The organism is Bacillus halotolerans (assembly GCF_004006435.1).
GTDB lineage: Bacteria > Bacillota > Bacilli > Bacillales > Bacillaceae > Bacillus > Bacillus halotolerans.
The window spans coordinates 2,101,542-2,126,307 of the sequence record NZ_CP029364.1 but is presented as its reverse complement, the minus strand read 5'-3'; the positions used below and the strand labels follow the sequence as shown (position 1 = coordinate 2,126,307).

Genomic DNA, 24,766 nt, shown 5'->3' with positions numbered 1-24,766 from the left:
AAAGAGAAAATAATTAAGGGGTTTTGTCTTGACAAAAAATATATATTAATTAATAATTCATATATAATTAGAATTATTATTGAAAGCACTATTGCTTTCTAAACCATTTTTAGGAGGAATAACATTATGTCTTTAATCGGTAAAGAAGTACAACCATTCGAAGCAAAAGCATTCAAAAACGGTGAATTCATCGATGTAACAAACGAATCTCTAAAAGGTCAATGGAGCGTATTCTGCTTCTACCCAGCAGATTTCTCTTTCGTATGCCCAACTGAGCTTGAAGATCTTCAAAACCAATACGCTGCACTTAAAGAATTAGGTGTTGAAGTGTACTCTATCTCTACAGATACTCACTTCGTACACAAAGGCTGGCATGACAGCTCTGAAAAAATCGGCAAAATCACTTACGCAATGATCGGTGACCCATCTCAAACGATCTCTCGCAACTTCGATGTTCTTGACGAAGAATCTGGTCTTGCTGACCGCGGAACATTCATCATCGATCCAGATGGCGTGATCCAAACTGTTGAAATCAATGCAGGCGGTATCGGCCGTGACGCAAGCAACCTGATCAGCAAAGTAAAAGCAGCACAATACGTTCGTCAAAACCCAGGTGAAGTTTGCCCGGCTAAATGGGAAGAAGGCGGCGAAACTCTTACACCTAGCCTTGATCTAGTAGGTAAAATCTAAGGAGTGCATTCAATTGGTACTTGATCCAAATATCAAAGCACAATTAAATCAATACATGCAGCTAATTGAGAACGACATTGTTCTCAAAGTGAGTGCAGGTGAAGATGACACTTCTAAGGACATGCTGGCTCTCGTTGATGAGCTGGCTTCCATGTCATCTAAAATCACTGTTGAAAAAGCTGAATTGAACAGAACGCCAAGCTTCAGTGTGAACCGCGCCGGAGAAGACACTGGCGTCACTTTCGCCGGTATTCCTCTGGGCCACGAATTCACATCATTAGTGTTGGCGTTGCTCCAAGTGAGCGGCAGACCGCCTAAGGTAGATCAGAAAGTCATTGATCAGGTGAAGAAGATCAGCGGTGAATACCACTTTGAATCTTATATCAGCCTGACATGCCACAACTGTCCTGATGTTGTACAAGCTTTAAACATGATGAGCGTACTGAACCCGAACATCACTCACACTATGATTGACGGTGCGGCATACAAATCAGAAGTTGAAAGCAAAAACATTATGGCAGTGCCAACGGTTTACCTAAACGGCGAATCCTTCGGAAGCGGCCGTATGACCCTCGAAGAGATTCTTGCGAAAATGGGCAGCGGCGCAGATGCATCTGAGTTCGCTGACAAAGATCCTTACGACGTTCTTGTTGTCGGCGGCGGACCTGCCGGCGCAAGTGCAGCCATTTATACGGCACGTAAAGGAATCCGCACAGGTGTTGTCGCTGAACGCTTCGGCGGACAGGTTCTCGACACACTGAGCATCGAAAACTTCATCAGCGTAAAAGCAACTGAAGGACCGAAGCTTGCCGCAAGTCTTGAAGAGCACGTGAAGGAATATGATATTGATGTCATGAACCTTCAGCGCGCAAAACGACTTGAGAAAAAAGATCTGTTCGAACTTGAACTCGAAAACGGTGCTGTCCTGAAAAGTAAAACAGTCATCCTTTCAACAGGTGCCCGCTGGCGCAATGTCAACGTACCTGGTGAACAAGAGTTCAAAAACAAAGGTGTCGCATACTGCCCGCACTGTGATGGACCATTGTTTGAAGGCAAAGACGTAGCCGTTATCGGCGGCGGAAACTCTGGTATCGAAGCAGCGATTGATCTTGCAGGTATTGTCAATCACGTCACTGTGCTAGAGTTCGCGCCGGAACTGAAGGCAGACGAAGTCTTGCAAAAACGTCTCTACAGCCTGCCAAACGTCACTGTACTCAAAAATGCACAAACAAAAGAAATCACAGGCGATCAAAGCGTAAACGGCATCACATACACAGACCGCGAAACAGGCGAAGAAAAACACGTTGAACTCCAAGGTGTATTCGTCCAAATCGGTCTCGTGCCAAACACTGAATGGTTAGACGAAACCGTTGAACGCAACCGCATCGGCGAAATCGTAGTCGACAAAAATGGCGCTACAAGCGTCCCAGGCTTATTCGCTGCCGGCGACTGCACAGACGGTCCTTACAACCAAATCATTATTTCAATGGGATCAGGAGCGACTGCCGCTTTAGGCGCGTTTGATTACCTTATCCGTAACTAATACAAGAAAGCCTCTATATTGCCTGATTGGCAGCATAGAGGCTTTCTTTTTTACACCATATTGCATATTTTATCCACTTGTAATAGAATTGTAATATTGTAGTGTGAATCGTCACTTCACACTAAGCATATTTGCTGTTTTTAAAGCGAAACGCACTGATTTTCTATTTAAAGTACCTTGATACTTTTTGACCTTGTTTTTCAGATCTTTAATGGTTTTTTCCTTTTTGGCATTTTCTAATGCCATAAGCGCTTCCCAGCGTTTAGCTGTTTCTGTAGAACTGCAGCCGCTAACTGTAGTCACAGGCGGAAGAAGCTTCGTGCTAGATAGCTTTTCGTCAAAAGGAACTGTATCAGGAATCATCTTCTCTTTATAAATATGGTCCAATTCATTTTTATTTAAGAAGCTGATAAAATGGTCAAAGTTTTGTGCTTGCCGTTTCTCAGGCTGATGGAAATCAAGTGTTTCAATTAATTCTGACAGTTTTGTCTGAGCCGTTATCTCATTTGCCATGACATGCGTTAACTGATGGTACTCAGCTAATTCCCGCATTCTGGCATCTTTCGGCAGCAAAAGGCTCGGTGTTCCGGCGATCGTCGCTGCGATATTTCCATGCAGTCTTGCGCCAAAGCTCAAATCAGCTTGTTTCAGGAAGTCCAGCCAAGTCGGCACATTTAAAAAGAACCGCACTCTATCATTCTGATAAGCAGGGTCTTCCATGCTGACCGGATAATTATCGGCAGGCTTCGCTAAAGCAGGGGCACCGGCATATGTCAGAATCATCTCTTTCCGCCATTGCGGGATAAAGTAATGATTAGGGAACTCTTTCATGCTTCTCGTAATGAAGTCCAGCACATGCTTAGGAGACAGCCTTGACGAGTTAACCGTCACCATCGATTCTGATGTGATATTGGTTTCTCTTATCTTTAGTTCTCTTCCAAACGCATACATAGAAGGACAGCCAATTACCGTATGGTCAACACCTTCACGGAAGCCTAATCTGGAAAGGTATTTCGCTGTAATTTCACCGCGGACACCGATCATCTTGGATCTCTCCAGCACAGCACTCACAAATGCCTTTACATCCTGATCAAATGGGAAACCCTCATTTAACTTCGGTTCAAATGGAGCACGCAACCCAACACCAATTACAACAACCGGAATGGTTAGTTTTTTGATTAATTGGGTATATTTCCGTAATGAAGGCACAAAATCCTCTCGGAATGCATCTGCCAGCGGAATAATGTACATATCATACTTTTTATTGATTTGTTCAGCATCTGCCGGATTAATTCGATAATAATCAGGAGTAATTGTTGTTTCTTCCGTCATCAGCGTACGAAACACACTGTAAGCATACACTAGGTTTCCTACGTTGCCGCCGATGGAGTTGCGAACAATCATTTCAGCTGCATTAAATGTATCAAATGGTGATATGCCAGCTCTTATTAAAATGTTTTTCAATGTGATGTTGCCCCTTCCTCGCCAAATTTTTGTCAGGAGATTTGCTTAGGGAACTCTATCATGATCTTAAAATCTTCAGCCGGACACCCGCTTTCATCCCTTTTTACTCACAAACTCTCTCCCTTTCTTCCGTTCTAATATTAAATTATACAAAAAAGAATCTTACAGGTGAAATCATAACACAGCAATCAGCGTTGGTAATCTATTCCCATTACTGGATATCTGTTCGGATCACAAAAAAACCCGAACCAGGCACTTCGGTTAAGTGCTCGATTCGGGCCATCTGCTTTATAATTCCTCACCATTCGTTTGAATGACGTTTTTGTACCACTCAAATGAATCCTTCTTATACCGCTTCATGGATCCGTTTCCTTCGTTGTCACGATCAACATAGATCATGCCGTAGCGTTTTTTCATTTCGCCTGTTGTGAAGGAGACGATATCAATAATGCCCCACGGCGTAAAGCCGATTAAATCTACACCGTCGTAAGTGACCGCTTTTTCCAGTGCTTCAATATGTGATTTCAAATATTGAATTCGTTCCGGGTCATGGATGGCGCCGTCCTCTTCCAGCGTATCAACCGCCCCAAAGCCGTTTTCAACGATGAATAATGGAATTTGGTATCGATCATAAAAGCGATTTAACGTGTATCTCAAACCAGTCGGATCAATCGCCCAGCCCCAGTCACTGGAGGTGATGTACGGATTTTCAACACTATTAGGCAGCCCGCCGTTTACGACATCTCCTGTATTGTCATTTTCGACATCGCTTTTCACAGTTGTCGACATATAATAACTGAAGCCTAAATAATCGACTGTCCCGTTTCTCAAAATCTCGTCATCGCCGTCTTCGAAGATAATATTGTAACCTTCTCTTTCAAACTCTTTTAACGCATACTTCGGATAATAACCGCGAACCTGCACATCCGGGAAGAAATAACGCTGTCTCATTTCTTCTTCAGCAAGCATCACATCTTCCGGATTAGAGGAGTAAGGATAAATCGGCACATGTGACACCATGGCCCCAATTTGGAACTCAGGGTTGATTTCCTTTCCTTTTGCCACTGCCAATGCGCTTGCAAGTAACTCGTGGTGCGCCGTTTGATACATGACTTCCTTGGCATTTTCATTTTCTCCGACCACGACACCTGAGTTCGTCCATAGGAACAGAGGGTTGTTCACATCCATCTGGTTATTGATCTCATTGAATGTCATCCAGTACTTCACTTTATCTTTATATCGGTTGAAGCAAACCTCAGCAAATTTGACGAAAAAGTCTACGACTTTGCGATTTCTGAAGCCGCCGTATTCTCTTGCAAGATGCAGCGGAAGTTCAAAATGAGACAGGGTAATCACCGGCTCGATTCCATGCTTCAGCAATTCATCAAATACATTATCGTAGAACTGCAAGCCTTCTTCGTTCGGTTCAGCCTCATCGCCTTTCGGGAAAATCCGGCTCCAGCCGATGGACGTCCGCAAGCATTTTAATCCCATTTCCGCAAACAAAGCGATATCTTCCTTGTATCTGTGATAAAAATCAATGGCTTCATGGTTCGGATAAAATTCGTTCTCTTCAATGGAATCCGTGATTTTTCTCGGTACGCCGTGCGCACCCGCTGTCATCACATCGACGACACTTGGCCCTTTACCGCCCTGATTCCATCCGCCTTCAAATTGGTGGGCAGCTAAAGCGCCGCCCCATAAGAAATCCTTCGGCATTTTTTCCATCTTTTATTCCTCCCTAGCTTACGACTGTAAAGATTTTTTGGTCTAGCGCACTTTCTTCAAGATCCTCAATAAGAATTTCCTGATACGCATGTGAATTGGTAATGATGACTGGAGTAATCGTTGTTAACCCTTTTTGTTCAATGAATGCTTTATCAAATTCAGCAAGCACCTCGCCTTTTTTGACTGTATCGCCCTCTTTGACCTTCAAGGAAAAAGGAGTTCCGTCTAACGTCACTGTATCCAGCCCGATGTGCACAAGCAATTCAACACCAGAGGTTGAACGCAGGCCGATCGCATGCTTTGTAGGCGCGACCATGACGATGGTTCCGTCAAACGGAGCATAGAGTTTACTATCCGATGGCTCTATCGCCAACCCTTGTCCCATGGCACCCGAGCTGAATACTTCGTCAGGCACCTTAGAAAGCGGGATGACCTTGCCGCTAAATGGCGCATATACTGTCTCTTCATTTGCCTGTTCCGCCAGAAGATTGTCCTTTTCCGTCTGTGCAGCAGTATCTTCACCGTAGCCAAAGATCTGAATCAGCACAACAGGAAGAATCACCGCAATCGCAGCTCCGATTAAAATGCCCCAGATAGAAGTTGGGAATTTTTCATTGATTCCATTTACGATCGTCAGCGGTCCCGGAAGTCCCGCATAGGCAAAGTAATACGGATGAAAAAAGCTTGCTACGACTGCGCCAACCGCGCCGGAAATACAGCCAAAGATAAACGGCTTCTTAAATCTTAAGGTCACACCGTAGATCGCCGGCTCTGTAATGCCAAACAATCCTGTGACTCCAGCCGAAACGCTGACTTTTCTCGTTTCCTTGTTTCTCGCCTTTAAGATGACGCCAAGCACTGCGCCAACCTGTGCAACCACCGCAATCGTTTGATACGCCTGGAATGAATCCCGGCCGTATAAATCAAAGTTTGCCAATACCATAGGCGTAATGCCCCAATGTACGCCAAAGATCACGATGACCTGCCAGAATGCGCCGATGATGGCTCCAGCCAAAGCCGGCACGTTTTCCGCCAAGAAGTTGTAACCGTTTGCAATTCCATTCGCGCCTAGCGTTGTCACAGGACCAATGAGGACAATTGTTACTGGCACCATAATGACCATGCATAGAAAAGGAACAAATAACGGTCTGACCACTTCGTTCATTCTCTTATTCAAGAATCGTTCAAGGTAAGACAACATCCACACTAAAAATAATGGCGGCAGCACGGAAGACGTGTATGTCGTTTGCGACAAAGCAATCCCTAAGAAAGAAATGCTCTTTCCGTCTGCGATTTGAGTCGCCATCTCCGCCCATGTTGGACTGACTAACGCGGCACAGCACGCTACAGCGATATACGTGTTGGTCTTAAAATGCTTTGATGCCGTAATCGCGATAAAAATAGGCAAAAACGTAAACGGCGCCCATGATATGAAACTAAAAACCTGATAAGTTCCCGTTTTCTCAAAGCCATCAAACAATAAATTAATGATAATTAATGCACCTTGCAAAATACCGGCCGCAGCCAAAATGTACACGAATGGCGCAAATACCGCTGACATGGTCGCGATAACACGGTTCAGGATCGTTCCTTTATTTTCGCTCTGTTCATCGGACAGATCAATATTGACCAGCTTCGAAAAAGCTTCGAAAACGTCTCCTACGTGCTGTCCAATGACAATCTGAAATTGGCCGCTGTTCTCCACGACCGTAATCACGCCGGGCATGGCCTTAACGATATCCTTCGCTTGCGGCTTAGACCGCTTCAGCACCAAGCGAAGCCTGGTAGCGCAGCGAGAAGCCCCTATCACATTCTCTTCCCCGCCTACGGCCTCCAAAATGTCTTTTGCTAGTCTCGTATAATCTCTCACTTTCCCCGACATTTTCACCCACCCCTTTATTTCGGTTACGCTTTCATTATAATTGTACCGGTATAATTTATCAATACTCTAACAAAGTATTTATACCTTTATCAAATCTGTAAGCGGTTTATGCTATAATTTTGACAAGTGAAACTAAACGAATGAATGAGGAATGCGTATGTTAAAGTACCAGCAAATCGCAGCGGAAATCGAAAAGTATATAGAAGAACACGAGCTTAAACAGGGAGATAAGCTGCCAGTGCTAGAAACCCTCATGGCCCAGTTTGAGGTCAGCAAAAGCACAATCACAAAGTCTCTGGATCTACTAGAACAAAAAGGCGCGATCTTTCAGCTCAGAGGAAGCGGCATTTTCGTCCGAAAGCATAAACGAAAAGGCTACATCAGCCTCCTGTCGAATCAAGGATTTAAAAAAGACCTCGAGGATTTCAATGTCACCTCAAAGGTCATTGAGCTGGACGTGAGAAAACCAACACCGGAAGCGGCAGAAAACCTCAACATCGGACTTGATGAAGACGTCTACTATGTCAAAAGGGTCCGCTATATCAACGGACAAACCCTATGCTTCGAAGAATCCTATTACAACAAATCCATCGTGACGTACTTGAACAAGGAAATTGTGTCTCACTCAATCTTTCATTACATCCGGGAAGGATTGGGACTGAAGATTGGCTTTTCTGATTTGTTTCTTCATGTGGGCCAGATTAATGAGGAAGAAGCGGAGTTCTTGGGGCTGAAGGCTGGACTGCCCAAGCTTTATATAGAAAGTATTTTTCATCTGACAAATGGGCAGCCGTTTGATTTCTCGAAAATCTCTTATCATTATGAGCAGTCGCAGTTTGTGGTGCAGGCGAATAGTTTTTTGTTGTAGGGCAGCTGCATCTTGCTTCTAATGAAAAAACACCCCTCTTCTTTCATCAACTATGGAAGGTGGTCGACATGTACAAAATCATCATTCCTGCCATACTAGCCATCTTCGTGCTCTGGATACTATTACAGATTTCACTAGAGATGAGCATCTTTAAGAATCCAATGAATTACTTTATCGTATTCATTATCTTTTTCCTCTTTATCAAGATGGCGAAAGAAAAGCATTGAACGGCTATAGGAAACCAGATTTGTACTGAAATCTGGTTTTTTTGTGTTTCACTTTATTCATCCATTTTATACGCACTCATTTCGCCGCCCTCATTCCCTCATTTTCATTGTCTCTAAAAGGAGTTATGCGTTACTATCGTATAAGGGTCCAATGATGAAAAATAATGTCATACTTTTAAATTCACTTTATCATGCAAATGCTCGTAAATAGGGGCAGCTCTTATTATAAAAAGGGGATGGACGATTTTGGAAAGCAAGTACCTAGATCTACTCGCACAAAAATACGATTGTGAAGAAAAAGTGGTAACGGAAATCATTAATTTGAAAGCGATACTGAACCTGCCAAAAGGCACCGAGCATTTTGTCAGTGATTTGCACGGGGAGTATCAAGCATTCCAGCATGTGCTGCGTAATGGTTCAGGACGAGTCAAAGAGAAGATCCGCGATATTTTCAGCGGTGTCATTTACGATAGAGAAATTGATGAATTAGCAGCATTGGTCTATTATCCGGAAGACAAACTGAAGTTAATCAAACATAACTTTGATATGAAAGAAGCATTAAACGAGTGGTATAAAGAAACGATTAACAGAATGATTAAACTTGTTTCTTATTGCTCCTCGAAGTATACCCGCTCCAAACTGCGTAAAGCACTGCCTGCCCAGTTTGCTTATATTACGGAGGAGCTGCTATACAAAACAGAACAAGCTGGCAACAAGGAGCAATATTACTCCGAAATCATAGATCAGATCATTGCGCTTGGCCAAGCCGATAAATTGATCACCGGTCTTGCTTACAGCGTTCAGCGATTGGTGGTCGACCATCTGCATGTGGTCGGCGATATTTACGACCGCGGCCCGCAGCCGGATCGGATTATGGAGGAGCTAATCAATTATCATTCTGTCGATATTCAGTGGGGAAATCACGATGTCCTTTGGATCGGCGCCTACTCCGGTTCCAAAGTATGTCTGGCCAATATTATCCGCATCTGTGCCCGCTATGACAACCTGGACATTATTGAAGACGTGTACGGCATCAATTTAAGACCGCTGATGAACCTGGCCGAAAAATATTACGATGATAATCCAGCGTTCCGTCCAAAAGCAGACGAAAACAGACCGGAAGAAGAGATTAAGCAAATCACAAAAATCCATCAAGCCATTGCCATGATCCAATTCAAGCTTGAGAGCCCGATTATCAAGAGACGGCCGAACTTTAACATGGAGGAACGGCTGTTATTAGAAAAAATTGATTATGACAAAAATGAGATTACGCTGAATGGAAAAACATATCAACTGGAAAACACCTGCTTTGCGACAATCAATCCGGAACAGCCAGATCAGCTATTAGAAGAAGAAGCAGAAGTCATAGACAAGCTGCTATTCTCTGTCCAGCATTCTGAAAAGCTGGGCCGTCATATGAATTTCATGATGAAAAAAGGCAGCCTTTATTTAAAATATAACGGCAACCTGTTGATTCACGGCTGTATTCCTGTCGATGAAAACGGCAATATGGAAACGATGATGATTGAGGATAAACCGTATGCGGGCCGTGAGCTGCTTGATGTATTTGAACGATTCTTGCGGGAAGCGTTTGCCCACCCGGAAGAAACCGATGATCTGGCGACAGATATGGCTTGGTATTTATGGACAGGCGAGTACTCCTCCCTCTTCGGAAAACGCGCCATGACGACATTTGAGCGGTATTTCATTAAAGAGAAGGAAACGCATAAAGAGAAGAAAAACCCGTATTATTATTTACGTGAAGACGAGGCAACCTGCCGAAACATCCTGGCAGAATTCGGCCTCAATCCAGATCATGGCCATATCATCAACGGCCATACACCCGTAAAAGAAATCGAAGGAGAAGACCCAATCAAAGCAAACGGAAAAATGATCGTCATCGACGGCGGCTTCTCCAAAGCCTACCAATCCACAACAGGCATCGCCGGCTACACGCTGCTATACAACTCCTACGGCATGCAGCTCGTCGCCCATAAACACTTCAACTCCAAGGCAGAAGTCCTAAGCACCGGAACCGATGTCTTAACGGTGAAACGACTAGTGGATAAAGAGCTTGAGCGGAAGAAAGTGAAGGAAACGAATGTTGGTGAGGAGTTGTTGCAGGAGGTTGCGATTTTGGAGAGTTTGCGGGAGTATCGGTATATGAAGTGAGGGGTGTGGGGTTCAGAGCTGACTGACTTTCTCTGGGCTCTTTTTTATGGTTATTCAGTATCTCATTTAACCCTACACCTTTTTAAAATCGCTAACAAGTCTGGTTATCTACTCATTCATAAGTAAGTAAATAAAACCAATACAAATATTCACTAGAGATGAGCCTCTTTAAGAAACCAATGAATCACTTTATCGTATTCATCTATCTTCTTTCTCTTTATTAAATGGTCAAGAAAAACAAAAATAATATTTTATGAACAATAATGGGAAAATAAGTTTTTTATCCTGGTGTGCATTTATTTACTATTATAATTCCTTTGATAAAAGACCACAACATAATCAACAGAAAACCGAACCCTGACGACTATTTTGTCAAACCGGTCTGCTACACAACACGGCCAAACCCTGCGCTTTGAAAATTTCTATTACAACTAACACATGGTAACGTAATAAACACCGAAAATGTTTTCCACTCTATCTTTCTTTAAAACATCCGGGGCGGAATATTTGGGTTGGAGGCTGGGTTTGCGAAGCTATATAGATTTTTCTTCTGACTAATAGGATGTCTTTTTATTTCCAGAAAACCCCATGTAATTGTGAGTGTCTCATTTGGTTGTACACGCATTGATTTTAAATACATCAATTATTTAGATTACAACTTTTGCTATGGATGAGGTTGTAGAGGATCGAAGAAGCGATTCTGGGTGAAAAGGACCAAGAATAAATTCTTGGTCTTTTTTGTGTTTAATTCATAAGAACCTCTTACTATATGATATTGAAGGTAGAATTGTCGGTAACATGTAAGATTAAACTTGTTAGTATAATTTATTCCGCTAGTGCACTCTTAATCAAGATATAATACTAGCGATCCTTAAAAAATCTTATTAAATTGTTGAAATATAAAAATTAGAGATAATGTCAGAAACACCTGCGAGTAACAAAACCAGTATTTAATAAATTTTGGCGAATCTCTCTTGATAAATAACTTCCTTAGAGATTTAGAAAATTTTCTTATAATCCTTTGTACTTCGCTAGCATTTTGCCCATGCAGATAAATGCTGATAGCATACCGCTTGGTGAATTAACTAAAAATTTTAACTCTTGAAAAAGTTATAATACTCTTCTTATTAACGAATTTTTTTGGATTAAAACCTTATTTAATATTAAATTACTTGATTCTATAGTTAATTTTTCTTGATCTTTTACTCACAATTTCAGCAATTCTTTAGCTTCAACTTCAACACTAAATCCCGTTCTCTTCAATTTAAAAATCAGATCCTCAGAAAAGTCTTTTACCTTAGACTTATCAATAAAAATAGTTAAATTGCTTTTTGCTCTTGAGCAACCAACATAAAAAAGTCTATACGCAGACAGAACTCCGTACACCGTACTTTCTTTAAAACATTTTTTAATGTTTGTAACATTAGGTTTTAGAAGGTATTTATTATAAAGATCTTCACACAGATCTTTAAATATCCAATTATCCTCGAAATGTTTGCATAATTTTTCCACTCTCGTTTTTAGATAAGTTGCATGTGTGTCATACCTTTCTTTATTCAAATCTGATATTTTACATTCTAAATGGGCGATTGTATCTTCAATCCACTTTTTATAATCATAATAAAAGGATTCTAGAGAATCTAACGATAGTTCTGTAATAGACCACAGTTTTAAGAATTTATACATATGAACCACTGGTGTTCTAAAAGAATCCTCTGCAATGAAGAAAACAGTATTATGACTCTCTCCTTTTACACCGTGCTGCGTTGAAACCTTCGGATCCTTCAAATAATTTGAAAGTGCTTTGAAATCGTTTAATGTAACTGCTAACACTCCAATATATTCATCAGCTATATTATCTATATAGCTCTCTTTAATAACTTTAGATCCACTTAATAAAGTTAAAAATTCATTTATTGAGCTTGCTTTCTGATAAAAATCATATATTTTTTTTAATAGATTGTTTAAATTAACTTTATCCTGATGTCTAGTAATTGTACCAATTTTAGTATCAAATATCTTTTGATTTGCTTTGAAGGTTTGAATTATACTGCCAAGATTAAAATTCTTATAATAACTTAGAACTTTTTCTACTATAAAAAGCAACTTTAAAAGAGGATCTTTATTTTCATTAGTATTATCAGATAAGACATCAATAGCATTTAATTGGTTTACTTGTGAATATCTATCCAACCTATTAAATTGTCTGTACAATTCTCCTGCGCCTATCGAATCGAATCTTTGTTGATTTAATAAAAATAACAACAAAGCATTCGGATAAATTAAATGTTCCCTTTTTAGCCTTTTTTGTATGTTATCACACACTACTACTCTTGGTGGATGGCCTGGTTTATTAACACGGTTTCTGTCAGATGAGATTTGTTTAAATTCCTTATCATTATATATATTATTTAATATAGAAACGATATCTGGTATTGACCGGTGATTAGTATCTAATTTAATATCAGTATTTAGAGTTTTTAATTCTTCTTCAAACGATCCATCATAGTTTTTATATATTTGTTGCATCTTGTCGCCAAGAAAATAGAGTTTTGAGCTAGTATTTAGTCCTGCTTTATAAAACATTTTTAATACACTGGAAGCGGAGTCTTGGTACTCATCTATAAAAATCAATTGATACTTTTGAGTTAATCTCTTCTTAATCTTCGGAAATTTTTCGAATACCTTTTCTGCAAATAAGATCAAACTATCGTGAGACAAACCTCCCTTGTAAAGATGATTGTTTGAAGATTCATTATAATAAATAGTACTTATATTAGCTTTTATCGCTTCTATTGATAAACAACCATACTTATCGATATACTCCTTGTTTCTAGCTGATACATGTTCTTTCTCTTCCTTGTTCTCGATACTCTCTCTGATTGAATCCCCAAATATCTCAATATATAGATGTATTATTTCATTCTTACAAAAATAAATCCTTAAAAATTTATGTAAAAATGAATGAATTGTACTTATGTGAATCCCTTCTTCATTTAATCCCTTTTTAAGCTCTTCTGCAGCTCTCTTCGTATAAGTAATACAAAGTATATTATCCAGTGGATATTTTATCTTATGACTTACAATCATTGATTTTATTTTGGTTGTTTTGCCACTACCTGCTGGAGCATTAATGAGAAAAATATTATCAACTATTTTTGCAGCCAATCTAATCCCTCCTTAATATAAATAGGAAGCATCTTTTCTATTAGACCATTTAAAATAACTGAGTACATAAAATCAGTTTTATTATTCTCTGAATGTCTAACAATATCTCTAATACTGTATTTTTCATCTTTATCTAAATCATCTCTTTTAGGTTTAACAGGGCTTGGAATAGTATATTTAAGTCTATCGTTATTTCTTTTCTCAATCCAGAAATTTCTATCTTTTTTTTCTAACACATTCAAATTGTAAAATTTTGATAACATAGCTTCTTCTAAAGTCCGAGCATATTGTTCAGCTTTTCCTTGATAATTAATTAGGACTAATCCTCCCAAAATCTCATTCTCACCTTTGTCTTTCCATTCATACAAATCAAGTATTGTTGGAGACTTTATTCCTTTTGACACGTCATAATAGATGTTGATTGTTGCATTTGTTGTTTTAGACTCTTTTACTGCTTCCACAGTTGTTGCATCTTTTTTATAATCTAGATCAGTTAAAACAAGAGTTTTTATTTTCAGAAAATTTATTACTTTACTATATTTATGTGCGTAAGCACCACCAACCTGAACATACGCTATATACTTTTGATTAAGTTCTTCATATGCATCTAGAGTCAATAACTTTCTTATAAGCAACCTTTCTGTGTCACCCTCATAAAGAATTACTCTATCTGCAAAAACTATTTCAGAAAATCCTATTTCATAAAACCAATCATAAAATGTATCCAATGTGGTGTCACCACTCAAGCCTTTTTTAAACATAGAAAAGTCATAAATTTTACTCTCTAACTGATCTATTGGTCGTGAAACTCTTAAATTCTTCATTTCGGTTAGGCGCACCATTTCACCAGAATGAGTAGTTATTAAACCCTGTATTTTCTTTTGAAGATAGTAATCTTTTAAATACTTCCCAAAGATTCTTTGCATTTGGGGGTGCATATGTGATTCAGGCTCCTCTATCACAAATAGGTTGACTAATAGTGGATCTATTTTTCTTTTATATGTTTCCAACTGTAGCAGTATATAAATCATATTACTGTAACCCAATCCTTGTGAAGCTTCATTGAGGAAATAACCTTCATATTGATATTTTGTGTTAGTTATTTGGTTAAGAAGAGAAGTTATAGTGCCTTCGTTAATATCTATATCAAGAATCATACTTCCCGTATTGCCTCCACTTGCTTTAGCAATTGTTTTAACAGCGTTGCTAAGACCTTTTACCGATGTGTCTCTTACCTCATCAATAATTTTCGCATCTTGTATTGGACTGAGTATTTGATCTGGCAAGTTCTCTAATAAGGCACCTAACTTTTCATTATGAGTTGCGAGCTCAACCATGTTTTTACTTAAACTTTTAAAGTTACCATTACTTTGATCATCAAGTGGTCTACCTGCGTTAATATATTTAAAGTTAAAAAGCCTTCGAAAAGTTGAAATATCAATTTCTACTTTGTCTGTATAATCGCTATCACTAAAGTAACACTTCTCAATTATACTTGCTTCATAAATTGACAATATTACTTCTTTAAATTGCTGTATTTTTGAAGTTGGATCTTCTAAGGAATGAATTTTATTATATCTTGCATATAATTTTTTGTAATTTTCCTCCAATGATTGTCTGAAGGATACATACGTTGGTTGAAATGAATATTCAAAATAGAAGCTTTTATTATCCGGGTTCAAGTCCATAATAAAATCGGCAAACTTTCTAATATCGTCCTCTTCACTATAATCTATTTTAAAACGTATAGATGTTGCAGGAATTATTAGATCACTGTCTAAACTAGATGTTTCAGTACAAAATAGTTTGTTTATAATTCTCTCTACTGTAGATAATGAATCCTCGCCTTCCTTAAAGCACAATATAAATGTCTCATAAACTTCATCTACCCATTGTTTTGATAGCCTTACTGGTATATCCGAAATAAAAAATGGAGTTTTTCCATTTTGCATTATAGATCCTATTAAATTAATCATAGAAGTTTTACCACTATTATTAGCACCTGCAAGCAAAGTAACGTTGTCAGCCATTGAAAATGATTCGTTTTTAAACTTCCTATAATTTTGTATGGTAACACCTTTTAAAAGCACTTCAAAAAACCCCCAACTATTTATTAATGTTAAAAGATTAGTTTGATGGATTTCCGATTTTATAAAATCTCACTCACTTATGATAAGGCTCCCCGCACTTAGTGCAACGGCAGTCTTCTAAAAGTGAATTTACTTGTGAAATATTATCATTTTTTTAAATATAAGAATTTGTTATTTTAGTCTTAAGTAATTTGAGGTTAATCTAATTATAAAACCTGACTCTTCTTCCTCATGTTCACTTAGTACAGTTAAATCAAAGGAGAGTTCATATGATTGATCAAAAAAAGTGACTATCTTATCCAAATCAATTAAAAGTTGATTAGAAAAATCTTTGTAAACTAGCAATAAATCTATATCATTTGGGGATCTATTCTCATTGAGAATTGACCCAAATAAATATACACTTTTAAATAACTCAAACAATTCTATATGATGTAGGATTTTCTGAATGACAAAATCTTTTGTGTTAAAAGCCATTAATGTATTTATAAAATTTATCCATTGTTAGTAACGTTACTTTCATTTCTTTTGCTAGTTCGTATGCTTCCCCTGAAATACAACTCTCACCATTCCAATTATGTAAGTTTAAAACCACACATTTTTCCTCTGGACATAGTTGTTGCAATTTAACTTTACTTAAGCAATACTCATAAATAAAAACTATCTTTACACCCTTTACTGTAATTTCTTTTAGATTATCTATCTCTAAAAAATCAAAATTTAAACCTCTTGATTTTATAACTTTTAGAGCATAATTCAAACTTTCAAATCGAACATTAACTCTCCTAAAACATTTGCTATCATAGTATATTTGCCTTAACCTTGGAGTATCATTTAGATAAATTTTTTCAGAACTACTGTCTTTTTTAACCTGTATATATGGATTATCAATGCCTAAAACAATAGATTCAAATTCCCCCTTATTCAGCAATACTGCTATTAAACTCTCAATAGACTCTACAGATGGTATAAAGTCTTTCTGTAAAGGTTTTATTCCAAACAAAGAATTAATCTCAGTCGGAAATAATACATGTCTTATTTTTTCTTTACTTATTCGAGTAGCTTCAAATTCATCAATATGAAGCATAAATTTTTGTACTATTGCTAAGTTTGAGTAGCTTTCCTGAGAATGCTTTTGAATTAACTTAGTATTGTGTTTTAAAATTTTTTTTAGTATTCTATTATTTGATAAAATCTCACCTTCAAAAATGTCCCACAATCCCCTTTGGTCCTCTGAATAATAGTTTTCAAAGATTGCTTGATTATGTAGTAACAATGGAACTACTTCACTTTTTAAATCCTCAAAAGTATCATACTCTTTACTAAAAAAACGCTCGAACTCAGCCTTGCGTATTTTTTTCCATTTTTCAACATCATCTGCACTGAATGCATTGTTTTTATCAAAGTTTGTATGACAATTTGGGCATAAAATAATTAAATTTTCATACGAGTTGTCTTTAGTATCACAATACGGAATTATATGAGCCTTTTCCATTATGTCGCCACTATCTTTAAATAATTCTACTTTACATTCTGGATTCATACATCTCCCCATAGATTCAGCATATATCCTTCTTTCAACCTGAGTACTTATCTTTCTGCTCACCTCGTTCATCTCCTTTAAAACCATCACTTTAGTCTCTCTTACTTTGACTGTATTCAAGATTCACATTACTCTAACTAAGCGTTCTATACTTAATAATCTCTGTAAGCTTTAAAATATTAGCTAATATATTTTAGGATTCACATATCTACTATTATAAACACCTGCAATAAACCTCATTCACTTATGATAAGGCTCCCCACGATTAATCCGAAAAGACCGATAAATCTGCTCGACTAGTATGAGACGCATCAACTGATGAGGAAACGTCATTTTCGAAAACGACAACTTTTCATCCGCTCGCTTCATCACCGCGTCACTCAATCCGAGTGATCCGCCGATGACGAAGGTGACTTTGCTTTTTCCATAAGTAGCCAGCTTATCTATTGTATCGGCTAGTTCTTCGGATGTTTTCATTTTTCCTTCGATGGCGAGGGCGATGACGTGGGTGTCGGGGCTGATTTTTGATAGGATGCGGTCGCCTTCTTTGTCTTTTATGATTTTCATGTCCTGATCGCTTAGGTTTTCCGGCGCTTTTTCGTCCGGGAGTTCGATGATGTCGATTTTTGCGTAGGCCGAAAGTCGTTTGGTGTATTCTTCAATGCCTTGCTTGAGGTATTTTTCTTTTAGTTTTCCGATTGTCACAATATTGATATTCACAGGTCATCCCCACTTTAAAAACAAGTTATTCATATATGTTGTCCACAATTGTGGATATCTTTTCTGTATTTTGTGTAAGATCATTCGTTCCCCACTATATATACTGCGGGGTCTCCACATAATTCACAGGCTGTGGATAAACTGTTAGTATGTTCGATTTTTCTGATTTCGGGCGGCAGCTCGTGGTCGTCTATGTACATATCCAGCACGGTTTCGATGTGTTCTTCACAGGAATAATACGTTTGTTTCATGTTCAAATCCTCCGATGGTTTCTTGCATTTTTGCAAATATTCTCTTCCCAATATAACCTATTTATTCACATGTTAGTAGTGCTTCGGGCTGAGTTTTATCCACAAATCGACAAACAAGCTGTTGATGACTCTATTTCGCTCGTATGTTAGTTTGGATGTAACCGATGTTTGGGGAGGTCTGCATGTGCGCTTCAGATGGGTTTGGCTTTTTGTGATCATGTTGCTGCTTGCTGGGTGTCAGCCGTCTTATTGGGTGTTAGAGAAGGAGCGGATCGGTGAAGGCGGTTCAGAGCTAGAATTATACGCTAATTATCTTCAAATGCATGATGACGTAAAAGGATATCAAGTCTTCACTATATCAGAAGGCAAAAAAATGGTCGTGGTGTCTCTCAGAAGCAGCGAGAAGGATAAGAAGCTTGTGGTGTCAGACGTCAAATTCTCGACTAAAGAAACGATTGTAACTGTGAAGCGAAAACCTGCTCTAAAAGCAAATGAGAAGAACCCTTATATTCTGATTGGACTGGATAAAATCGAAGGGGATTTAATTGTCCAAGACGAATCAGGAAATAGCTTTGAAGAAACAGATTATCAGCAATAAAGCCGGCGTTCCGAGAACGCCCGGCTTTTCTTCTTACTTCAGCATTCCATGCGGATCAATCACAAATTTCTTCGCCGCTCCTTTGTCAAAGTCGCTGTATCCTTTTGGCGCGTCGTCCAAAGAAATGACAGTGGCGTTGACGGCTTTTGCGATTTGCGCCCTGCCGCTGAGGATCGCTTTCATCAAGTTGCGGTTGTATGTCATAGCGGGTGTTTGCCCGGTGACGAAGGTGTGGGCTTTGGCCCAGCCGAGTCCAAAGCGGATTTTTAAAGAGCCTGTTTTGGCGTCCGCATCCTTTGCACCGGGATCTTCGGTCACGTATAAGCCTGGAATACCGAGACTTCCTCCGACCTGGGTGACATCCATGATCGAGTTCAGTACGGCGGCCGGCGCTTCTCCTTGGCTGCCGTGTCCGGATGCTTCAAAGCCGACACAGTCCACTGCGGCATCAACGGTTGGTTCACCTAGTATTTGTTCAATTTGTTCGCCGAGGCGGTCGTGTTTTTGCACGTTGACCGTTTCACAGCCAAAGCTTCTGGCCTGTGCCAGTCTGTCTTCATTCAAATCGCCTACAATCACTGTGGAAGCGCCAAGGAGCTGGGCGGAGTGCGCGGCGGCTAAGCCGACAGGTCCCGCTCCTGCGATATAGACAGTCGATCCCGTTTGCACACCCGCTGTGTACGCCCCGTGGAAACCGGTCGGAAAAATGTCGGACAGCATGGTTAAATCAAGAATTTTCTCCAACGCCTTTTCTTTATCCGGGAATACCAACAGCTGAAAATCAGCGTACGGCACCATGACGTATTCAGACTGGCCGCCGACCCAGCCGCCCATATCGACGTAACCGTAAGCCGATCCCGGCCGGTCCGGATTGACATTCAGGCACACATGCGTTTTCTGCGTTCTGCACATCACACAGCGTCCGCAGGCAATGTTGAAAGGAACGGAAACAATATCGCCTTTTTTGATAAATTCAACATCCCGCCCCGTTTCAATGACTTCTCCCGTAATTTCATGCCCGAGCACCAAGCCGTCAGGGGCCGTTGTGCGACCTCTGACCATGTGCTGATCGCTTCCGCAAATGTTTGTGGTAATCACCTTCAAAATCACCCCGTGCTCACATTTCCGGTTTACATTCGCCTTCGGAACGCCGGGCCCGTCCCTCAAGATTAACTCCGGATAGCCGATATCCTCCACCGCCACGTTTCCTTTGCCTTTGTACACAACCGCTTTGTTTCCTGTCAACGCCATTCCTCCCATTCATGTCTTTGGACTTTGCGTCCTTGAACATGACTTCGGTTCGGCATGACCCTTTCCCTTTTTCACGCCTGCTTTTTCTGTATTCTTACAACAACAAATATGCCAAGAAAGCAGCCGATAATGGTTCCGATGAGGTCAAACCAGTCCAATTTTCCTCCATTCAACAGGAACACAACAACCGCCGAGATGATGCCGATGATAACTGCCAGAAGAATGACCCGTTTGGTGCGCATATGCTTCCTCCTTTATCTGCATCCATTTTATATATTCATTTTACAGTAATTAACACCTGTTTGCTTGAAAAGGCCATTCGAGATTTATAGTTTTGAACCTCGTTTAGATGGAGGCTGGACAACGTTCTATTTGATATGTATCAAATTGCACAACAAAAAAAAGAGACTTCACAAGTCTCTTCATAAACAGCGGTCAGTTGAATAATAATTTCCTGAGAAATAATGTGACAACACTGGCTGCTAACGCAATTGCAGTATAAAGCACAACCCAAAACATGAATGAACTGTTGCCAGAGGCTAACGTAAACAACAATATCAAACTCGCAATAAAGACGATGAGCGGACCAATCCAAACTTTCTTCCATATGAAATAACCCGCTGCACCAATTACGCCTGACATCATCGGAAAAACAAAAACGATAAGCAGTATAACGGCTCCCAAGTCGGAACCCCCTTCACCTTAAAGATCCTTCATCACCTCAAAATCATACAGCTTCAAATGACTCTTCGGCGCCACAATCTCCTTTACCTTCCCGATCTCTTTTTCCTTCAGTTTCTTTCCGGTTTTCAGGCTGTATTGTTCAATGTATGCAGGCTGGTTGTAGGTATATGTGAAGAAATAGAGGCTGCTGCCTTTTTGTGTGATTTCTTTAAAATCGGCCTTCATTTTTTCTGGGGAAAGGGCGAAGGCAATCCGGCTTTTTCCTGTCTTTGCATCGATCTTGTATACCTTTCCGAAGCCGTCAATGAAATACAGGGACCCGTGATACGAGAAAAAGCTTTTTTTAAAGCTGAATGGCATAGAGCTGTATATTGTTTGCTCGTCGTTTTTGTATTCGGCGATATTGTAAAGCTTCACCTTGCCGTTTTTCTTATTGATTTTCACCATTTGATAGAGATTGCTGGCTTTTTGCCCCCGAACCATCACATATACAGCTTGATCGTCCGCAGCAAGCTGAGACTCGATTGAGGCTCCTTCCCGATACTGCCATTCCGTGATGGCGTGATAGGTAAGCTTCTTTTGATCGGCCTGAATCTGAAGGAGCTGATAGCCTTTCTCGTCGTCTGTCGGGACAAGTGCGTAAATGGCGCCACCGTGAAAACCGGAGGCTCGGATGTAGTAAGGAATGACGTCTTTTTTCCACTCTCCGTTCATCTGGCGGTACAGCTCTGAGCGGTACCCGTCTCCCTTTTTGTCGTAGCCGGAATTGTATAGGGTATAAAAACCATCCGTATTTTGCAGAAAGCCTGCGCTGTCTCCAGTGTGCTGATAGGCTCTTTTATGGGAGCTCAGGCCGTCTTTGATCGTGAAAATCGTGTGTTTGTCCTCCAGCATCACACTGTCGCCGTGAACCTTGGCTGAGCCCAGCTCAAGGCCCTTCATCTTAAATGACGACAGCGAACCGTCTTGGCTGATAAACAGGGCATAGCTTTTCCCGCCTCCGAATGCATCTTGATCCGCTGAGGTTGAGAAATACAGCAGGACTTCTTTGTCGTTCAGAAAATCAGGGTCTCGGAGATCCTGCTGACTCACGGCTATATGGCTTTTGAGAGGGGAAACGAAGACAACTAATGCGATTCCTGCGAGCATCAGCAAGGCGATGGTGATCATCCACTTTTTCATATCCGCTCCTTAATGAATCGTCATGACGGTTGTCGTATAGGAAGAACTTGTGATGTCGCGCGGGTAAACGCCTAACCCTTTATTGCTGTCGATATCAATGCCGGCTTTGAGCAAAAATGCAGACCATAGGAGCTTCGAACAGTTTTTGGCGCCGTCATGGCCGGTATTTCTGTTATTGACGAAGTTAAATGAGTATGGGTCGCCGACTCTTGATACCGCCCAGTCGGCAGCGGATGTTTTGTTAGATGAGGTGACGTTGACTGTTTGTACGATGGAGTTGTCTTCCACGTCTCTGGCATTATAAGCAATTTGTCTGACGCCGTCGCTTGGAACAGATTCAACAATTTTGTCAGCGGCGGAGTACATGCCGACGTGGCCATGGTTGTAGTAGGCTGTGTAGGAGTTGGTGTAGTAGATGTTTCCTTTCGAGCTTGTGGGAAGTTTTTTCGTACCGGATGAGCCGCCCATCATGGACATGCCGCTTTCCTTGGCGAGCCGGTCTCCTTCTGCTTTATCGGCGGTGATTTCATTGTAAAACTGTTTGAGAATGACATCGGTCTTTACGCGCTGCTGTTTGGCAATCTGGCTGGCGGATTTTGTGATTTCTTCTGAGGTCGTGCCTGGCTGAAGCGCTGCAATTTCTTCAGCATAGTTCGTGGCCTTTACAGCTTTGACGGGAGAAATAAACAGGCCGCCGCTAATTGTAAGCGCTACCAAAATAATAAACATTTTTCCCTTAATACTCATAACATCTCCTCTTTTCATGTGTGTTAGGAAAGATGATTTCCTTTATCAACATTATATTAGGGAAATGTGGAAGGTAGCTAGGTGATTTACAGAATTTTTAGAAATCATTTACAGGAAGGTTGTCTCACAAAAAAAGGCCTTCCCCAGACCTAGAGCTTCTTACTCATGATCACATCAGTCTCCTGAAATCCAGTTTGCTCATACAGCCGCCTTGCTGTCTCATTGTGAGCGAATACGTGGAGAGACAGCTTTCGAATGCCCATGTTTCCCGCCATCTCATCCAGTGCGTTCAAGGCTTGCTTCGCGAAACCTTTTCCCCGATATGATTCATACAGCCCGAAATCGTAAATAAACGCTTCCTGCTGCGGGTGTTCCGGTTCTGCGTGAATCCAGAGCCAGCCAGCTGTTTCCTTACCGTTCAGGATAATACTCCACAAATGGTGATGATGCGTGTGCAGCCCATTCGGAAGCAAATCAGAAAAAGTCTGTTTGGACAAAAGCATGGCCTCTTCAGGGAGCCACGATCCTGCCTTTATCTTTTCTTTTGCATAATGCTTAGTCGTGTATGTCAGATAGGTTCGAAAATCTTCGATCTGCATGGGGGTTAGCGTGATGGTCATATAGCTTCTCCTTTATTTATTGACTAGAGGATTTTACATAAAATAGAAAGAGGTGTTACTATCAAGATAAGCAAATAGATTGATAAATGAATAGAGAAGGGAGTTTCAAATGAATAAGATTGCACCCGCAGAAATCGCTAACATGCTCAACGATTGGTACCTTGCGATCAAGAAACATGAAGTTGAAGAGTCCGCCCGTATCTTTGAAGAAGTGAAGCCTTTATTGGATGATATGGAAGAGGATCAGGAGGTGCTTGCCTACTTCTCCTTATTAGAATTGCGCCATAAAGTATTGCTTCATGAAGCGAGAGGGCTGGGCTTTGAGCATGAGGAGTCTCCTCATATGAATGCTACGTCAGACATGCTGAAATATTACTTTTTTCTGTTTGAAGGCATGTATGAAGCCTATAAAAATAATTACGAAATTGCCATCGGGCTCTATAAAGAAGCGGAGCAGTATCTCAGCAACATCCCCGATCCGATCGAAAAAGCCGAATTTCATCTGAAGGTCGGCAAGCTCTATTATAAGCTGGGACAAAATATGGTGTCTCTCAACCATACAAGGCAAGCGGTCAAAACGTTCAGAGAAGAAACGGATTACAAAAAGAAACTCGCCTCCGCATTAATTACGATGTCAGGCAATTTTACCGAGATGAACCAGTTTGAAGAGGCGGAAACTTATTTGGATGAAGCCATTCGCATGACGAGAGAATTAGAGGACCATTTTTTTGAAGCCCAGCTTTTACATAACTTTGGACTTCTCCATGCCCAAAGCGGCAAATCAGACGAGGCGATCTCAAAATTAGAAGAGGCGTTACAGAATGAAGAGTACGCCCGATCTGCCTATTACTATCATTCTGTTTACTTGCTGATACGAGAGCTGTTTAAGACCGAAAAGAAAGAACAGGCCCTAGCTTATTACCAAAATTTGAAGGAAAAATTAAATACTGAGCCGAATAAGATATGTGAGGCAAAAATTGATATTTTATATGCCATTTACGCAGAAGGAGGTCATGCGGAAACGTTTCACTTATGCAAAGAACATATGGATGTGTTGATGTCGGAAAGAGAATACGACAGTGTAAGAGAACTTTCCATTTTGGCTGGCGAACGGTATAGGGAAAACGAGCTTTACAAAGAAGCTGCCCACTTTTTTTATGAAGCATTACAGATTGAGGAACTCATTAAACAAACGGAGGTTATGTAAATGAAAAAGTTTCTAATTGGCGCAGGCGTTGCAGCAGTGATTTTATCCGGCTGGTTTATTGCAGATCATCAATCACACTCACAAGAGATGAAAGTCGCTGAGAAAATGATTGGATAATAAAGAAAACCCCC

The 24,766-nt window shown here is 40.3% G+C and carries 22 protein-coding genes; 8 read left to right on the top strand and 14 right to left on the bottom strand.

The window, feature by feature from the left end; genetic code table 11:
* Positions 1-126 precede the first annotated feature (126 nt).
* Complete coding sequence (gene ahpC / locus DIC78_RS10860; RefSeq protein ID WP_024123485.1) at positions 127-690, top strand: alkyl hydroperoxide reductase subunit C; 564 nt, start codon at positions 127-129, stop codon at positions 688-690.
* A 13-nt stretch (positions 691-703) separates the two neighbouring features.
* Positions 704-2,233, top strand: coding sequence for an alkyl hydroperoxide reductase subunit F (ahpF, locus tag DIC78_RS10855; protein ID WP_127696270.1), 1,530 nt, complete (start codon positions 704-706; stop codon positions 2,231-2,233).
* A 111-nt stretch (positions 2,234-2,344) separates the two neighbouring features.
* Here the strand turns inward: ahpF and DIC78_RS10850 are convergent, their stop codons facing one another.
* From DIC78_RS10850 to DIC78_RS10840, 3 genes are all read right to left on the bottom strand, one after another.
* A complete protein-coding gene (locus DIC78_RS10850) occupies positions 2,345-3,697 on the bottom strand; it encodes a polysaccharide pyruvyl transferase family protein (RefSeq protein ID WP_127696268.1) in 1,353 nt (450 codons plus the stop codon).
* A 288-nt stretch (positions 3,698-3,985) separates the two neighbouring features.
* Positions 3,986-5,425: a 6-phospho-beta-glucosidase BglA gene (bglA, locus tag DIC78_RS10845; RefSeq protein WP_127696266.1), complete on the bottom strand. Its 1,440-nt coding sequence runs from the start codon at positions 5,423-5,425 to the stop codon at positions 3,986-3,988.
* Positions 5,426-5,438: 13 nt separating this feature from the next.
* Positions 5,439-7,307, bottom strand: coding sequence for a beta-glucoside-specific PTS transporter subunit IIABC (locus DIC78_RS10840; protein ID WP_127696264.1), 1,869 nt, complete (start codon positions 7,305-7,307; stop codon positions 5,439-5,441).
* Between the two features lie 157 nt (positions 7,308-7,464).
* Between DIC78_RS10840 and DIC78_RS10835 the strand changes: the two genes are divergently transcribed.
* The 3 genes from DIC78_RS10835 to fbp all read left to right on the top strand — a co-directional run bounded on the left by DIC78_RS10835 (position 7,465) and on the right by fbp (position 10,574).
* On the top strand, positions 7,465-8,175 hold the full coding sequence (locus DIC78_RS10835; RefSeq protein ID WP_127696262.1) for a GntR family transcriptional regulator: 711 nt from the start codon (positions 7,465-7,467) through the stop codon (positions 8,173-8,175).
* A 68-nt stretch (positions 8,176-8,243) separates the two neighbouring features.
* Positions 8,244-8,402, top strand: coding sequence for a hypothetical protein (locus DIC78_RS10830; RefSeq protein WP_010332572.1), 159 nt, complete (start codon positions 8,244-8,246; stop codon positions 8,400-8,402).
* Between the two features lie 246 nt (positions 8,403-8,648).
* A complete protein-coding gene (fbp, locus tag DIC78_RS10825; protein ID WP_127696260.1) occupies positions 8,649-10,574 on the top strand; it encodes a fructose-1,6-bisphosphatase in 1,926 nt (641 codons plus the stop codon).
* A gap of 1,206 nt (positions 10,575-11,780) precedes the next feature.
* Here fbp and DIC78_RS10820 read toward each other — a convergent pair.
* From DIC78_RS10820 to DIC78_RS10795, 5 genes are all read right to left on the bottom strand, one after another.
* Positions 11,781-13,742: a UvrD-helicase domain-containing protein gene (locus DIC78_RS10820; protein WP_127696258.1), complete on the bottom strand. Its 1,962-nt coding sequence runs from the start codon at positions 13,740-13,742 to the stop codon at positions 11,781-11,783.
* The gene (locus DIC78_RS10815) at positions 13,727-15,832 is read right to left on the bottom strand and encodes an AAA family ATPase (protein WP_127696256.1); all 2,106 of its coding nucleotides are present in this window, start codon (positions 15,830-15,832) and stop codon (positions 13,727-13,729) included. Before DIC78_RS10815 ends, DIC78_RS10820 begins: the two co-directional genes overlap by 16 nt.
* A 466-nt stretch (positions 15,833-16,298) precedes the next feature.
* Positions 16,299-17,438: an HNH endonuclease signature motif containing protein gene (locus DIC78_RS10805; RefSeq protein ID WP_127696254.1), complete on the bottom strand. Its 1,140-nt coding sequence runs from the start codon at positions 17,436-17,438 to the stop codon at positions 16,299-16,301.
* 177 nt (positions 17,439-17,615) lie between these two features.
* Entirely contained in the window at positions 17,616-18,095 is a 480-nt protein-coding gene (rlmH, locus tag DIC78_RS10800) for a 23S rRNA (pseudouridine(1915)-N(3))-methyltransferase RlmH (RefSeq protein ID WP_127696252.1), read from the bottom strand.
* Positions 18,096-18,175: 80 nt separating this feature from the next.
* Positions 18,176-18,346 carry a CxxH/CxxC protein gene (locus DIC78_RS10795; RefSeq protein ID WP_003236479.1) on the bottom strand — a complete coding sequence of 57 codons (171 nt, stop codon included), beginning with the start codon at positions 18,344-18,346 and terminating at the stop codon, positions 18,176-18,178.
* Between the two features lie 184 nt (positions 18,347-18,530).
* On the opposite strand from DIC78_RS10795, the gene DIC78_RS10790 reads away from it, so the two are divergent.
* Positions 18,531-18,944 (top strand): hypothetical protein, encoded by a 414-nt coding sequence (locus DIC78_RS10790; protein WP_127696250.1) that lies wholly within the window; start codon positions 18,531-18,533, stop codon positions 18,942-18,944.
* A 33-nt stretch (positions 18,945-18,977) separates the two neighbouring features.
* On the opposite strand, the gene fdhA is transcribed toward DIC78_RS10790, so the two are convergent.
* The 6 genes from fdhA to DIC78_RS10765 all read right to left on the bottom strand — a co-directional run bounded on the left by fdhA (position 18,978) and on the right by DIC78_RS10765 (position 23,428).
* Complete coding sequence (gene fdhA, locus DIC78_RS10785) at positions 18,978-20,204, bottom strand: formaldehyde dehydrogenase, glutathione-independent (RefSeq protein ID WP_127696248.1); 1,227 nt, start codon at positions 20,202-20,204, stop codon at positions 18,978-18,980.
* 62 nt (positions 20,205-20,266) lie between these two features.
* Positions 20,267-20,437: a hypothetical protein gene (locus DIC78_RS21580; protein WP_024123503.1), complete on the bottom strand. Its 171-nt coding sequence runs from the start codon at positions 20,435-20,437 to the stop codon at positions 20,267-20,269.
* Positions 20,438-20,630: 193 nt separating this feature from the next.
* The gene (locus DIC78_RS10780; RefSeq protein WP_101859660.1) at positions 20,631-20,879 is read right to left on the bottom strand and encodes a DUF2651 family protein; all 249 of its coding nucleotides are present in this window, start codon (positions 20,877-20,879) and stop codon (positions 20,631-20,633) included.
* A gap of 18 nt (positions 20,880-20,897) precedes the next feature.
* Positions 20,898-22,061, bottom strand: a complete 1,164-nt coding sequence (locus DIC78_RS10775; RefSeq protein WP_127696246.1) for a hypothetical protein — start codon at positions 22,059-22,061, stop codon at positions 20,898-20,900.
* A 9-nt stretch (positions 22,062-22,070) separates the two neighbouring features.
* Positions 22,071-22,808, bottom strand: coding sequence for a YiiX/YebB-like N1pC/P60 family cysteine hydrolase (locus tag DIC78_RS10770; protein ID WP_127696244.1), 738 nt, complete (start codon positions 22,806-22,808; stop codon positions 22,071-22,073).
* Positions 22,809-22,957: 149 nt separating this feature from the next.
* Complete coding sequence (locus DIC78_RS10765) at positions 22,958-23,428, bottom strand: GNAT family N-acetyltransferase (RefSeq protein ID WP_127696242.1); 471 nt, start codon at positions 23,426-23,428, stop codon at positions 22,958-22,960.
* Between the two features lie 109 nt (positions 23,429-23,537).
* Here DIC78_RS10765 and rapG point away from each other — a divergent pair, with 109 nt between their 5' ends.
* Both rapG and DIC78_RS10755 read left to right on the top strand, forming a co-directional pair.
* Positions 23,538-24,635 (top strand): response regulator aspartate phosphatase RapG, encoded by a 1,098-nt coding sequence (rapG, locus tag DIC78_RS10760; RefSeq protein WP_127696240.1) that lies wholly within the window; start codon positions 23,538-23,540, stop codon positions 24,633-24,635.
* The gene (locus DIC78_RS10755) at positions 24,636-24,752 is read left to right on the top strand and encodes a Phr family secreted Rap phosphatase inhibitor (protein ID WP_010332587.1); all 117 of its coding nucleotides are present in this window, start codon (positions 24,636-24,638) and stop codon (positions 24,750-24,752) included.
* The last annotated feature ends 14 nt before the right edge of the window (positions 24,753-24,766 follow it).